This is a genomic window from Mesorhizobium sp. WSM1343, from assembly GCF_055901535.1.
Genome location: NZ_CM148370.1, coordinates 4293525 through 4307497 on the forward strand (window position 1 = coordinate 4293525; position 13973 = coordinate 4307497).

Sequence of the window (13973 nt, forward strand, 5' to 3'; positions counted from 1 at the left end):
ACAGTTGATTTCGTTGCATCCGAGCAGAGACTCCAGCCAAAGGATTGACCCTTAGCCATGGTTGCGGCACCCTTGGCCGTGGGTTGGGTGTCACGAATAAGGCGCCTATGGATGTCGAAGAAGTTGAAAGCTGCAATCATTGCAGCCCTTGTCGCTCTGGCTGCTGGCTTTGCCGTCAGCAACGGGCTGATAAGCCAGCAGACGGCCGATGAGATCAAGGCCAGGACTGACCAGGTTCTGACTGAGGAAGAGGCCGCACCGCCTGCACCTCAGCCTGACAGCCCCGCCACGCCTTCCACGGAACCCGCACCGCAGGCTCCGACACCTCCCGCCGCGGCACCCCCGCAAGGATCACAACAGGGTCAATGAAGAAGCCTCGCCAGGATGGGCTCCTCTCGTGCGATCGCGCCATCTGAGTGTATCGTTTTAATACAATCGCCAATTGGTAGACTTGCACCACGGATAAGTAGTTAGTTTCAGCGTCAGGCAAAAAGGGGGGAAATGCCTCGCACTGGGAGAAAACGATGTCCGTACAAAAAGGCGACTTTCGAACCAACAGAGCCGACTACGTGATTGCCGCGATGCATGGCGGAGTGACCGCCGAAGACAGCGTTCGAGACGAGAACCTGGCAAGGAGAAAGAAGTCCCTGTGGCTGAAGGAGCGGCGATCGGCCAAATCGGCTGAAAACCCGTTGGACAGCTCGCCGCTGTCCAAAAGAACCCCTCGCGGTTAGCGGTCTACAATCGCCTTCCGCGATCACACCATATCCGCACACAACCCACTCGCCCATATTGCAGGTGCCACCGTCGGTGTTGACTAACTCCGACGGTGGCCTAGTTCGCGGCGAAATGACCTCCGTTCTTTTGAGAAGACGGCGGGACTAAGGTCTTGCGCCCTAGACGCAAAGGTCCGAGCGATCCTGTTAGGTTCCGGAAATGTCTCTTGGACGTTCCGCTATTTTATCCAATTGAAATGTAGCGTTACCGTGTATGTCCCGCTCGATAGCGGCGCCTGATCCGGCTGCCCGCATCCGACCCGGCTGCGTCCCCTCAGCCGATGCGCTCGCCGCTTTTCGCATCGAACAGATGCAGCTGGTCCGGTTCGGCCGCCAACCGCACCACGTCGCCGGACTTGACGCCGGCACGGCCCATGGCAAAGACGCACAGCTGCTGGCTGGCTAGCTTGACGTAGAACTGCGTCGAAAGGCCGAGCGGCTCGACCACACCCACCTCGCCCTTCAACGCACCCTCGTCCGCCAGCTTGATATGCTCGGGCCGCAAACCGACGGTGATGGCGTCACCGTGGGTCAGTGGCAAGCCTTCCGGCAGCCGCAGCGCCTGGCCGTCGGCCAGTACGGCCTCCAACGTAGCGCCCTTGCGAACCGTCGCCGGCAGAAAATTCATGCCAGGCGAACCGATGAAACCTGCAACGAACATGTTGGCCGGCCGGTCGTAGAGATCGAGCGGCGCGCCGACCTGCTGGATCAGCCCGTCATGCATGACGACGATCCGGTCGGCCATGGTCATCGCCTCGATCTGGTCGTGCGTGACATAGACCGATGTCGTCTTCAGTTGCTGGTGCAGCGCCTTGATCTCGGCGCGCATATGGACGCGCAGCTTGGCGTCGAGGTTCGACAGCGGCTCGTCGAACAGGAAGACCTTGGGGTCGCGCACGATCGCCCGGCCCATGGCGACGCGCTGGCGCTGGCCGCCGGACAATTGCCGCGGCAGGCGCTGCAGGAAGGTGTCGAGCCCGAGCCGCTTGGCGGCGCCGTCCACCCTGGCGTCGATCGTCGCCTTCTCCGCCTTCTTCAGGAGCAGGCTGAAGCCCATGTTCTTCGACACGTCCATATGCGGATAAAGCGCGTAGGACTGGAACACCATGGCGATGTCGCGGTCCTTGGGTGCTACGTCATTGACCAGCCGCTCGCCAATGCGGATCTCGCCGCCGGAAGCCTCCTCCAGCCCGGCGATCATGCGCAAAAGCGTGGACTTGCCGCAGCCCGACGGCCCAACCAGGACGACGAACTCGCCATCGGCGATTTCAAGGTCGACCGCGTGCAGGACGCGGACGGCGCCATAGTCCTTGCGGACCTTCTCGAGCGTAACAGAGGCCATCGATCTATCCTTTGACGGCGCCGGCGGTCAGGCCGGTGACGAGATAGCGTTGCAGGAAGGCGAAGAAGATGCAGACCGGGATCAGCGCCAGGATGGATGCCGCCATCATCTGTCCCCAATCGACGGCGAACTTGCCGATGAAGGTGAGCAAGCCGACGGCGAAGGTCTTCTGGTCGTCGCTGGAAATCAGCATTAGCGCGAACAGAAGCTCGCTCCAGGCGGCGGTGAAGACGAAACCGAGCGTGGCGCCCATACCGGGCAGCGTCAGCGGTACAATCACCTTGCGCATCGCCTGCGCACGCGTGCAGCCGTCGATCATCGCCGCTTCCTCCAGATCCTTGGGGATGCCGTCGAAAAAGGACTGCATGAGGAAGGTGGCAAAAGCCGTGTTGAAGGCGGTGTAGATGATGATCAGCCCGGTCAGGCTGTTGATCAGTCCGATCTGACCCATCACGCGGTAGATCGGCGGAATGACCATCACCAGCGGAAAGGTCTGGGTCAAAAGCAACATCAGCGCCAGTGCTGCCTTGCCGCGAAAGGTGAAGCGCGACATGGCATAACCGGCAAGCGTGGCGATGATTGTCACCAGTGCCGCCGTCGATACCGAGACGATGACGCTGTTGAGGAAATAGCGCGGGAAATCGGTGGCCTCGAGCACGGTGACGAAGTTCTGCAGCGTTATGTGCGACGGCCAGAAGGTGATGCCTTCGGAATAAAGCAGCCGCTCCGGCGTGACCGAGATCTTCAGCGTCCAGTAGATCGGGAACAAGGCAAAGAGCACGTAAGCCGCGATTGCCGCGTAGAGGCCGATGCCGCCGAAGAAGCGCTGCGAGGCTGTGCGTCCTGCGATCATCAGACGTGCCTCACCAGGGTGCGGCGGATACCGATCAGCGCAATCGCATAGGCAATGAGCAGGACCAATAGCAGCACGGCCACCGCCGAGGCATAGCCTTTGTCCAGCGATTTGAAGGCGCTGACATAGATGTAGACCGGCACCGTGTTGGTCGAGCCGGCCGGTCCGCCTTCGGTCATGACGAAGATCAGGTCGGCGAAGGTGGCGATCCAGATGGTGCGCAACATCACGGTGATGGCGATGGTCGGCGCCAGAAACGGCAGCGTCACCTTGGTGAAGCGCTGCCAGGGCGAAGCGCCGTCGATCGCCGCCGCCTCATGCAGTTCCGACGGGATCGACTTCAGCGCCGCCAAGAGCGTGATGGCAAAGAAAGGAATGCCGAACCAGATATTGGCGACGATCGGCCCCCACATGGCGGTTGACGGATCGGACAGCACATTGGTCGGCCCGGCCTTCAGCCCCAATGCAAACAGCCAGTGCGGCAGCGGGCCGATGATCGGATTGAACAGCCAGGCCCAGGTCAGGCCCGACAGGAAGGACGGCACCGCCCAGGGCAGGAACACCAGGGCTTGTACAGCCTTGCGGCCGCGAAACGGCTTGTCGAGCAGAAGCGCCAGGCCAAGGCCGAGGAAGAACTGGAAGAAAAGGCTGGCGACCGTCCACCACAACGTGTTGACCAGCGCCTGGCCCAGCACCTGATCCGACAGCATCGCCTGATACTGGCCGAGCCCGACATATTCGGACTTGAAGGCGGAGAACTTGCGGAAGGAGTAGCTGATGCCGATGACCAGCGGCACCAGAAGCACCACGACCAGCAGGATGATCGCCGGGCTGAGATAGAGCCATGGCTCGATAGCGGCATGGGATAGCCGCTTGCGACGCGGCTTGCCGACGGATCGTATTTCGGACACGGCGTAGGTCATTGGCTCGGGGGCGCTCCTGGAACGGCGTCGGGGACAGCGTCCTTCTCCCCGTTCACGGGGAGAAGATGCCGGTCCACCCTCCGCAGCTGCTGCGGAAGACGGGCAGGCAGATGAGGGGCAGCGCGAACCTATCGAGGCATAGCGCCGCCCCTCATCCGTCACTTCGTGACACCTTCTCCCCTTGAACGGCGAGAAGGGAAGAAAAACTACTTCTTGTTCTTCGCCAGCCAGTCCTGCTGTTCCTTGGTCAGGAAGGCAGCCCACTGGTCGGCGACGTCCTTGGCCGTCTTCTGGCCAAGCAGCACTTCCTGAAAATTCTTGATCGCCACCTGGTCGACGAAATTGCCGAGGTTCTCCAGATGCGTCGGCGGGGTGACCATTTCATATTTGGAGCTGTCGCTGAGCTCCGTGAACCAGCCCTTGAACTGCTCGGTCTTGAAATGGGGATCCTGGTCGGCACCGTTGTGGATCGGGACGACGCCGACTTCCTTGGCCCATTCCAGATTGTCCTTCGGCGACAAAAGGGTCGCCATCAGCTTCCAGGCGTCGTCCTTGTGCTGCGAGTTGGCGAACATGGCCCAACCGGCATAGCCGAGTGTCGGATAGGATTTGCCGCTCGGCCCGACCGGCAATGGCGCTACCGCGAAATCGTCGGCGCTCATCTTGTCGGCGATGCCGAGCAGCGCGTCCGGATCCTGGTTGAGCATGGCGCAGGTGCCGGAATAGAAGCCGGTGACCGTTTCGTTGAAACCCCAGCTCACCGCATCCTTCGGCGCCAGTCCGTCCTTGTACATGTCGGCCAGCATCTGCAGGCCCTTGACCGAGCCCTCCTCGTTGATCGTCGAAGTGCCGTCCTCGTTGAAGTAACCGCCCTTGCCGGCGGCGATGTTCATGAACATGTGCATGCCATTGAAGGCGCCCGGCCCGCCGCGCAGGCAGTAGCCGTACTTGCCCGGGAGCGCGGAAATCTTCTTGGAATCGGCGACGAAATCTTCAAGCGTCGCCGGCGGGCCATCGAGGCCGGCCTCCTTGAACAGTTTCTTGTTCCAGAACAGCGCGTTCACATAGTAGCCGTAGGGGATCATGAACTGGGTGTTGTTGACGGTCGAGCCGAACTGTTTGGCGCGGTCGCCAAGCGTCTTGGCGTCATCCCATTTGGCCATATACGGGCCGAGATCCTCGAGTTGGGCATTGTTGGCATAGAGGCCCATCCAGCGCTCCGGCATCTCGACCACGTCGGGCGTATCGCCGGCCTGCACCATGGTCAGGAATTTCTCGAACGCCTGCCCCCAGGGCAGCGAGATCAGCTCGACCTTGATGCCTGGATTGGCCGTTTCGAACTCGGCGATCTGCTTCTTCAGGAATTCGGTGCGTGGCGGGCTGGTGATGACTTCGACCATTTTCAGGGTCGAATCGGCCACAGCATTTCCGGCGGAAATCGCCAGTCCCGCAACGGTGGCAAGCATGACGGTCAGTTTTTTCATGTTCAAGACTCCCATTTTGAACCCGCTTGTTATTTTCTGGCTTTTTCGAAGGCTTGGGCGACATCCGCCCACAGGTCTTCGACACTCTCCAATCCGACATTGAAGCGGATGGTTCGGGGGCTGACGCCGAAGCGCGCCATCGAATTCAGGCCCGGCGTCTGCTCCAGCGACGCCTTGGCCGGCACGACCAGGCTTTCATGCCCGCCCCAACTGACGCCGATGCGGAAATATTTCAGCGCGTCGACGAAGACGGGGATGTCGATCTCGTCCGTAACCTCGAAAGAGAACAGCCCGGCATAGCCGGCCAGCGTCGCCTTGCCCGGGTGGTTCGAATAGACGGGATGGTTGACCCGCTCGACAGCGGCATGCGCCTTCAGGCGTTCGGCGATGGTCAGGCCGCTCTTCATGTGGTGCGGCAGGCGCAGCGGCAGCGTGCGCAGGCCGCGCAGCAAAAGCCACGCCTCGAACGGTGACAGCTTGCCGCCGAGATAGGAATAGGTCTGCTCGTTGATGTGCTTGATGTGGGCAGCCGAACCCGCCACGACGCCCGCGACCGTATCGCTGTGGCCGCCAAGGTATTTCGAGGCCGAATGCAGCACCAGGTCGACGCCATGCGTGATCGGCTTCTGGAACACCGGCGTCGCCCAGGAATTGTCGATCGTGGTGACGATGCCCTGTTCCTTGGCCAACCGTGTCAGATGCGCGATGTCCTGCAGCTCGAACATCATCGAGGTCGGGCTTTCCAGATAAAGCAGCTTGGCGCCGGGAAGTGCCGCCGCGACCGCATCCGGGTCGGAGCCGTCGACATAATCGACCTTGATGTTGAGCCGCGGCAATAGCCGCTCGAACAAACGGTAGGCATCGCCATAGCAATTGCGCACCGCCACGATGCGCTCGCCCGCACCGACGAACGCAAGCACCGTGGCGCTGATCGCCGCCATACCACTGGAAAAGCCGCGCGCGGCTTCTGCGCCCTCGAGCGCTGCCACGCGCGCCTCGAACTCCATCACCGTGGGATTGTCGCCGCGCGAGTAGATCGGCTGCCTTCGTTTGCCGGCAAAGGTATCGGCCATCTCGGCATAGTTGGCGAAGGTGAACAGCGAGGTCTGGTAGATCGGCGGCACCACCGCACCGCCGGGGAACGGTTCGTCATGCGCCAAAAGCGTCGCCGCTTCGGCGAGATAGTCGTAATCGAAACCTGATGGATGCTCGTTCATGTCTGGCTCGAGAGTTTGAGTTTGGCCGCGCCGCGCTTGAGGTCGTCCTCGACGGTGGCGATCAGCTTGAGCGCCTCGGCGCGAGCGCCCTGCGGATCGCGGGCAGCAATGCGTTCGTAGATGGTCCGGTGGTAGGGAAAGCTGGCGTGGCCGAAGTCACGCACGCCGAGCGGATGCTCCCAGAAGCGGTGAAACAGCTCATGCATGGCGGCGATGATCTGCTCGAACAGCGGATTGCCCGAGACCCGGTAGATCGCCTGGTGGAACTCCCAATCCTCTTCCGACGACATGCCCTCGCGCGTGCGGAACGCCTGTTCCATGATGTCGAGCTTGCGTGCGATCTCGGCAATATCGGCTTGGCTGGCGCGTTCGGCGCAAAGGGCTGCTGCCTCCGCCTCCAGCGCGCGGCGGATCTCCAGCGTCTGCATCAGGCTGGTGAAATCATTGCCGCCGGCCAGTGTCAGCGGCATGTGCAGCATATCAGGCGAAACAGCCGCCTTGAGATAGGTGCCGCTGCCTTGCCGGCGTTCGACGAGGCCGAGCCCTTCCCAGCGTGTCAGAGCCTCGCGCACGGTGTTGCGGCTGACCTTCAGCCGCTCGGCGAGAATGCGTTCGGTTGGGAGTCTGTCGCCCAGCTGCAGGGCTTCGGCGCGAACAAATCCCACCAACGCCTTCAACACGGCGTCGTCGCGCGCCGTGATTTGAATGGGTGGCAGGCTGTTCTGGTCCACATTTCCTCCGAGTGGTCCAATGGTCCAACCAATTCTGCACAGTTGAAAACTCCTGTCAACCAACTGTCAGGAGCACTGTCGGAGGAAGCGAAGCAATATTCTCAAGGCGGTCGCGCGATCGCGTCTGCTAACCTGCGGCAGCAGGCGGCCCGAACCAGGTGGTCAGCGCGTCCACAAGGCCCCGTTGGGTTCCCGCCCCGGCCCAAGCCGCATAACCATCGGGCCGGATCAAGACCGCGTCGGGCGCAACGACACTCCCGAGAGCCGGCAGGTCCCAGATACCGGCGTAACCGGCGTCGATCTGCCGAACCCGTTCTGCCCAGGGCGCGATGTCCAGTCTGCCGGGCTCACCGAGGTTGAGCAGCACGGGCCGCGCGTCGTGCAGCAAGGTGAAGACCCGCAACGGTCCGCCGGCGGTGGTCAGATCGAGATCGGGCATTCGCCGCCCAAGCAGCGGGTGCCCCTCGCCGAGGTCGTAGTGGACACACAGGCCGGACATCTCGGCTGCGATCTTTTTGCGGGGTTCATCCATGCCGAGCAACTCGGCAACGGTGTCGGCCAAGGCCTTGCTGCGGTCATCCGTGCGGCGAAGCGCGACCTGCGCCATCGTGTTACGCAACACGCGGGCGGCAACCGGATGGCGCTCGGCATGATAGCTGTCGAGAAGGCTTTCCGGCGATATCCCCTTGATGACCTGGGCAAGCTTCCATCCAAGGTTCACCGCATCCTGCACGCCGATGTTGAGGCCCTGTCCACCCATCGGCGGATGGACGTGGGCGGCATCGCCGGCCAGGAGCACGCGTCTGTCGCGATATGCGGCAGCCTGGCGCGTCATGTCGGTGAAGCGGGAGAGCCAGGTCGGGCTGTGGACCCCGAAATCGGTGCCATAGATGGCAGCCAGCGCCTCGCTGAGCTCGCGTAGCGTCGGTTCGCCGCGCGCCTCCAGGCGGGGCTCCGTCAGCACGACGCCAACCTTCTTGCCGTCCTCGATCTTACCCAGGGCATGAATTCCGGAGGCGTTGCTGCGGAAGCCCCATGCCGGTTCTTCCGACATTTCGACCTCGGCAATCATCCAGCTCATCGTCGGATCCCATCCGGCGAACTCGATACCGGCCGCCTTGCGAATGGTGCTGCGGCCTCCGTCGCAGCCGACCAGATATGCGGCCCTCAGGCGGTGACCGGTGGACAGTTCGACGTCGACGCCGCTGTCGTCCTGGATAAACCCCGCAACCTCGTGTTCACGATAGATCGGCACCTTCAACTCGCCGACCCAGTCGGCCAGGATGCGCTCGATGTGGTTCTGCCGCAGCGCCAACAGGTAATTGTGCCGGGTTGGGAAATCGCTGATGTCCAGGCGGATCATGTGAAAACCTACGGCCGGGCTCACTTGGCCCTGGGAGAAGAACCGATCGGCAATTCCGCGCTGGTCGAGCACCTCGATGGTGCGTGCATGGAGGCCGCCTGCGCGCAGGCCGGCAAGTTTCTGATCCGGCCGCCTTTCGACAATGGCAACGTCGACGCCTGCTAGCGCCAGTTCGCCCGCCAGCATCAATCCCGTCGGACCACCCCCGGCGATCACCACCGCATGATCTGAAACCATTATCATCACTCCCGTTTTCCGCACCTTGGTTCGGGTCGGTTTTACGGGAGGAGCCGGGTCTTGCCGCAAGCCCCTTGTGCGCCATATGAATGAAATGGAAGGGAACGGTATTGTTCCCCCTGTTGGTTGCCGCGGAACAAGCGCTCGGGGCAATTTCCCGTAACGATATCCAGATTTTCAGGCGCAAAAACCCAGAGTCTTCCGTGCTTTGGCACGGAGCTCTGATGTTCATTGGAAAGAAGGGGGCCGGTCGGCGTTTGGCAGCGGTACGAGGAGGCCACTATGTGCCAGCGCCGGCCGGCCGACCCCACGGACCCAGGAGATGCGGCGGACCTGAGCATCATGGGGTATTCCCAGGGACCGGAGCCGGCGGTCTATCCTCGTGCCGGCTTCGTCTTGGCCTGCACAGTCGCGCAAGAGCTTATGAAAATCAACAGTTTCTTAACCAAGGCTCGCGAATCGCTTGGATTAAGGTAAACGGGTAACCCTGTCGGGTTGACTGGATAATCGGGGCTGGATCACTACGCCGCCTTGGCGACGACCCGATTGCGGCCGCCGCTTTTGGCTTCGTAGAGCGCGAGATCGGCACGCTTCATCAGCGCCGCCACCGTGTCCACGCCCTTCAGCACCGACGACACGCCGACGCTGACCGTGACTTCGATCGCCTTGCCGTCCTGGCCGATGGCGAAAGCCGCCTGGGCGATTTCGGCGCGAATGCGCTCGGCCACCTTCTCGGCCACCGCGCCGTCGGTATCCGGCATCACCACGACGAACTCCTCGCCGCCAAAACGGCAGGCAAGGTCGATACCCCTGACATTCTTGCGCAGCCGCCGTGCGAATTCCCGCAGCACCTCGTCGCCGCCATCATGACCGTGCGCGTCGTTGATCGCCTTGAAGCGATCGAGGTCGGTGATCATCACCGACAGCGGCCGGCGCCGTGCCACGGCGCGATCGAACAGCGTCTGCAGATGGCTGTCCAGATAGCGGCGATTGTGCAGCCCGGTCAGACCGTCGGTCACCGCCATTTCGATTGTCTGGGTGACGCTGGCCCGTAGCTGGTCGTTGTAGCGCTTACGGCGCACCTGCGTGCGCAGCCGTGCCGTCAGTTCCTGCTGGTCGATCGGCCGCATGAGATAGTCGTTGATGCCGAGTTCCAGGCCGCGAATGATACGTTCCTCCTCGCCCTCCTCCGCCAGCAGGATAATCGGCACGAAGCGGGTGCGATCGAGCGAGCGCAACTGCGAACAGAGCCTCAGCGGATCGAAATCGGCGAACGCGGTCGAGATCATCACGCATTCATAGGATGTCTCGGCGGCCTGGAAGAAACCGGCATGCGGATCATGTGTGACGTCGAGGTCGGCCCGATCACGCAGCATCTTCTGGATGCGCTCGACGGATGTTTTGCGCTCGTCGATCAAAAGCACTTTCGGCGTCGTGTCCTCGGATGCGAAATTGCGGCTGAGCAACTCCTCGATGCCGATATTGCGCGTCGTCGAGGCGCGCAGCCGCAACTCGTCGGTCAGCGACTTCAGCCGAACCAGGCTCTTGACGCGCGTCATCAGCTGCAGGTCGTTGACCGGCTTGGTCAGGAAGTCGTCGGCGCCGGCCTCAAGCCCGCGGACGCGGTCGGAAACCTGGTCCAGCGCGGTGATCATCACCACCGGAATGTGCGATGTCGCCGGATCGCTCTTCAGCCGCCGACAGACCTCGAAGCCGTCCATATCAGGCATCATCACATCGAGCAGCACGACATCGACCTTGCCGTTCTCGCAGGTCTCGATCGCATCCGGCCCGTTGGTGGCGGTCAACACTTCGAAATATTCGGCCAGCAGCCGCACTTCCAGCAGCCGCACATTGGCAGGGATATCGTCGACGACGAGGATCCGCGCAGTCATTTCATAACGCTCCGACTCGGCTGAAGGGGCACATCACGCATCGCCCAGATAGGATTTGATGGTTTCGATGAAACGCGGCACCGAAATCGGCTTCGAGATATAAGCCTCGCAGCCACCCTGGCGGATACGTTCCTCGTCGCCTTTCATGGCGAAGGCGGTCACGGCGATGACGGGGATGACGTGCAGTTCGTCGTCCTCCTTCAGCCATTTGGTCACTTCAAGCCCCGACACCTCAGGCAACTGGATATCCATCAAGATGAGATCCGGCCGGTGCTGGCGTGCCAGATCGAGCGCTTCCAGACCGTTGCGGGTGCGCACGGTCTCGTAACCGCTTGCCTCGATGAGGTCCCGAAAGAGCTTCATGTTGAGCTCATTGTCCTCGACGATCATAACCTTCTTCGGCATCGATATCCCGTCCCGGCCGCCCTTCCGCTTCGAAGGCGACCGTCATGCGCCCATGTCTGAACGCACCAAACCCTGCTTCACTTTACGGCAATATGATTGACGAAACGGAAATCCGCGGCTGGAAAACAGCGCGAATTCCACCTCGTCGCCTACGCGTCCAAAGGGCGCGCCACGCTCTAATGGCTTGCCGCAAGCAACTCTTGCCATTACTGCGGGAGAGACTCATTCCACACACCGAAGGTAGTGATGGCAAACGCAGCGTCAATGCGCGAAGAAGCGGAATCGATTGCCGTGAAGGCCCTGGGCTTTGTCGCCTCCGATCCGGAGCTTTTGCCGCGCTTTCTGGCTATCACCGGCATAGAGGTCCATTCGATCCGCAAAGCCGCCAGTGAGCCAGGTTTCCTGGCTGGTGTCCTGCAATTCATCCTCGCCCACGAGCCGACGCTGATGCGCTTTGCCGAGGAAACAGGCACCCCGCCGGCTGCTGTCGGCAAGGCCCTGCGGTCGCTGCCGCTGGGCGATGACAATCACGAGCATTCCATATGAGCGATGATCCAGAAACAGCGCGCCAGATCGAAGAACTGGCAGCCGACAACCGGCCGTTGCTGGTGCTCGATGTCGACGATGTCGTGCTCGAATTCATCCGCCCGTTTCCGAATTTCCTCAAGACGCGTGGCTATGGCCTGACGCTGGCCTCGTTCCGGCTGACCGGCAACATCGCAGAGACGGCCAGCGGCCGCCTGATCGAACAGCCCGAAGTCACGGCACTGCTGGGCGATTTCTTTGACACGCAAGCCGATTGGCAAAACATTACGGACGGCGCGGCAGAGGCCCTGGCAGGACTTGGCGACCGCGCGGAAATCATCTTGCTGACGGCCATGCCGCACAAACACCGTGCCGTGCGTCGTGTCCATCTCGACGCGCTTGGACTGAGCTACCCGCTTCTGACCACTGAAATGGCCAAAGGACCGGCAGTGGCCAAGCTTCGCGGCAAGGCCGGCCGACCGGTGGTCTTCGTCGACGATCAGCCGCACAATCTGGCGTCGGTGCGGGAATCGGTCGCCGACGCCGAACTGTTCCACCTGATGGCCGATAATTCGCTGCGCGCATTCCTGCCCCCGGTGACGGACGATGTGGTCGTCGTCCAGGACTGGCACGAAGCCGCACCGAAGATCGCAAGCGCGCTGAGGCTCTAAACTCCAGCCTTCAGGGGTTCAGTTTCGCACCTGCGCCGCCGCTGTCGTCCCCGCTGTCATCGTCGCCGTCACCATCGTCCACGCTGTCGTCCACGGCCGGATCGGCAGGCTTCAGCATGACGCCATTGACGGTGACCGAACCGTCGGCCTTGGCGTTGACGATCCATTCCAGCCGGCCATCGGGCAGCGTCTTGCCGAAGCCCTTCGCCATGAGAGCGACTGGCACGTATTGGGCCACCTCCGGTTCCGACTTTGCCGCTTCCTGCAGGCTTTCGACAAGCTTGTCGAAGCCGGCGACATCGACGGTCACGCTACCTTCGGGCTTTTCGCCTGGGAATGTCATCTCGCCTTCCAGGGCGATCTCCGTATCCTTGTTCTTCACGGTGCTGTGGCCAAGCACGACCTTCGGCGTTTTGGCCATGAAGTCGGCCTTAAGCTGCTCGCCGAATTCGGCAGACAGCGGCGGATTCTTATTGAGATCAAAGGCTTCGATCGCCTTCTTCGCCATGCTGTCGAGATCGATATTGGCGCCGCCAAAGTTCAAATCGACATCGGTGGGCAACAACCCCACGCTCCAGCTCGGGAGAAGCTGGGTCGGCACGGTCAGTCCCGATGCCTTGATGCCGTAGGTGATCGTGCCATTTTGGGCGACGCCGTCGGAGCCGAACACGGTGCTGAGCTGGGTGGCGCCGAAATTGCCGACCGGGCTTTCCACCGCGAAATCCTTGAAACCATAGGTCCCGTCGATACGCTGCCAAAGCGGTAAGGCGGCGAACAAAAGCGATTTGAGCTGCGCCTGGTTGGCCTTCAGCGTCGCCTCGTCCTCGTTGGCCACAGCAAATGCCAGGAGATCGAGCAATGGCTTGGTCTGCACGCCCTTGCCGCTGGCTTCGACCGACAATTCCGGCGACCTGACGGTGACCGGGAATTTCAGCCCGCTCTCGGGGTCATCGAAATTGATCGCTTCGACAAAACTCGACACCTTCTGCGAGGTTGTGAAATCGACGCCCCCGGTCGCCGACTTGGTCGCGGCAACGGTCGCGATGCCAGCGCCGGCGCTGGCCTCCATGTGCTGCTTGGCATCCTTCGACGTCATCGTCATGCCGGCCATCGAACTGGTGCCGCTGGTGAAGGCCGCCAGATTTGGATCGTAGACGCCCGAGCCCTTGCCGTCCTTGATCGAAAACTGAGTGCTTTGCAGCCCTTCGGGTCCGTTGAACTCGAAGGAGGCGCTCTGGGAGAAATCCATCGAGACATCCCAGGATCCGTCGCTGCGCGGCTTGACCATCAGGGCATAGGGCGCAAAGTCGAACTTCAGCAGTTTCTGGTCCGGAAATGATGCGGCAAGTGCCTTGAAATCGAACAGGATCTTGTAGGCACCACCTTCCAGCGAAACCTTCAAAATGCCTTTGTCGATGGCCTGCTTGCCGACATAGCGGGACAAGTCGTCGGACAATTGCTTCGCACCCTGACTGTCGACGGTCTGACTGAGAGCAGGGGCACTCAACGCAAGAAGGAACACGAATGGCAGGGCACGGTTCACGCGAATTC

12 protein-coding genes are annotated in these 13973 nt (G+C 61.7%); 2 read left to right on the forward strand and 10 right to left on the reverse strand.

Translation table 11 applies throughout. From position 1 onward, the window contains the following. Positions 1-1050: 1050 nt before the first annotated feature. The 9 genes from AC0NIL_RS20960 to AC0NIL_RS21000 all read right to left on the reverse strand — a co-directional run bounded on the left by AC0NIL_RS20960 (position 1051) and on the right by AC0NIL_RS21000 (position 11226). Positions 1051-2118, reverse strand: coding sequence for an ABC transporter ATP-binding protein (locus AC0NIL_RS20960; protein WP_024503579.1), 1068 nt, complete (start codon positions 2116-2118; stop codon positions 1051-1053). Between the two features lie 4 nt (positions 2119-2122). Next, the gene (locus AC0NIL_RS20965) at positions 2123-2971 is read right to left on the reverse strand and encodes a carbohydrate ABC transporter permease (protein WP_473573406.1); all 849 of its coding nucleotides are present in this window, start codon (positions 2969-2971) and stop codon (positions 2123-2125) included. Continuing rightward, positions 2971-3894: a carbohydrate ABC transporter permease gene (locus AC0NIL_RS20970; RefSeq protein WP_064995801.1), complete on the reverse strand. Its 924-nt coding sequence runs from the start codon at positions 3892-3894 to the stop codon at positions 2971-2973. Before AC0NIL_RS20970 ends, AC0NIL_RS20965 begins: the two co-directional genes overlap by 1 nt. Positions 3895-4100: 206 nt before the next feature. Continuing rightward, positions 4101-5378 carry an ABC transporter substrate-binding protein gene (locus tag AC0NIL_RS20975; protein ID WP_013531926.1) on the reverse strand — a complete coding sequence of 426 codons (1278 nt, stop codon included), beginning with the start codon at positions 5376-5378 and terminating at the stop codon, positions 4101-4103. Between the two features lie 29 nt (positions 5379-5407). Continuing rightward, the gene (locus AC0NIL_RS20980; RefSeq protein WP_224619355.1) at positions 5408-6595 is read right to left on the reverse strand and encodes a PLP-dependent transferase; all 1188 of its coding nucleotides are present in this window, start codon (positions 6593-6595) and stop codon (positions 5408-5410) included. Next, positions 6592-7326, reverse strand: coding sequence for a FadR/GntR family transcriptional regulator (locus AC0NIL_RS20985; protein ID WP_013531928.1), 735 nt, complete (start codon positions 7324-7326; stop codon positions 6592-6594). Before AC0NIL_RS20985 ends, AC0NIL_RS20980 begins: the two co-directional genes overlap by 4 nt. A gap of 127 nt (positions 7327-7453) precedes the next feature. Then, entirely contained in the window at positions 7454-8926 is a 1473-nt protein-coding gene (locus AC0NIL_RS20990) for an FAD-dependent monooxygenase (RefSeq protein WP_275953139.1), read from the reverse strand. 521 nt (positions 8927-9447) lie between these two features. Continuing rightward, positions 9448-10821, reverse strand: a complete 1374-nt coding sequence (locus AC0NIL_RS20995; protein ID WP_064995799.1) for a PleD family two-component system response regulator — start codon at positions 10819-10821, stop codon at positions 9448-9450. A gap of 33 nt (positions 10822-10854) precedes the next feature. Continuing rightward, positions 10855-11226, reverse strand: coding sequence for a response regulator (locus AC0NIL_RS21000; RefSeq protein WP_013531932.1), 372 nt, complete (start codon positions 11224-11226; stop codon positions 10855-10857). A 246-nt stretch (positions 11227-11472) separates the two neighbouring features. Here AC0NIL_RS21000 and AC0NIL_RS21005 point away from each other — a divergent pair, with 246 nt between their 5' ends. Both AC0NIL_RS21005 and AC0NIL_RS21010 read left to right on the forward strand, forming a co-directional pair. Beyond that, the gene (locus AC0NIL_RS21005; protein ID WP_024503583.1) at positions 11473-11772 is read left to right on the forward strand and encodes a DUF3572 domain-containing protein; all 300 of its coding nucleotides are present in this window, start codon (positions 11473-11475) and stop codon (positions 11770-11772) included. Next, positions 11769-12422, forward strand: coding sequence for a hypothetical protein (locus tag AC0NIL_RS21010; protein ID WP_064995798.1), 654 nt, complete (start codon positions 11769-11771; stop codon positions 12420-12422). Before AC0NIL_RS21005 ends, AC0NIL_RS21010 begins: the two co-directional genes overlap by 4 nt. A gap of 10 nt (positions 12423-12432) precedes the next feature. Here the strand turns inward: AC0NIL_RS21010 and AC0NIL_RS21015 are convergent, their stop codons facing one another. Then, positions 12433-13965: a hypothetical protein gene (locus AC0NIL_RS21015; protein WP_275953141.1), complete on the reverse strand. Its 1533-nt coding sequence runs from the start codon at positions 13963-13965 to the stop codon at positions 12433-12435. Between the last annotated feature and the right edge of the window lie 8 nt (positions 13966-13973).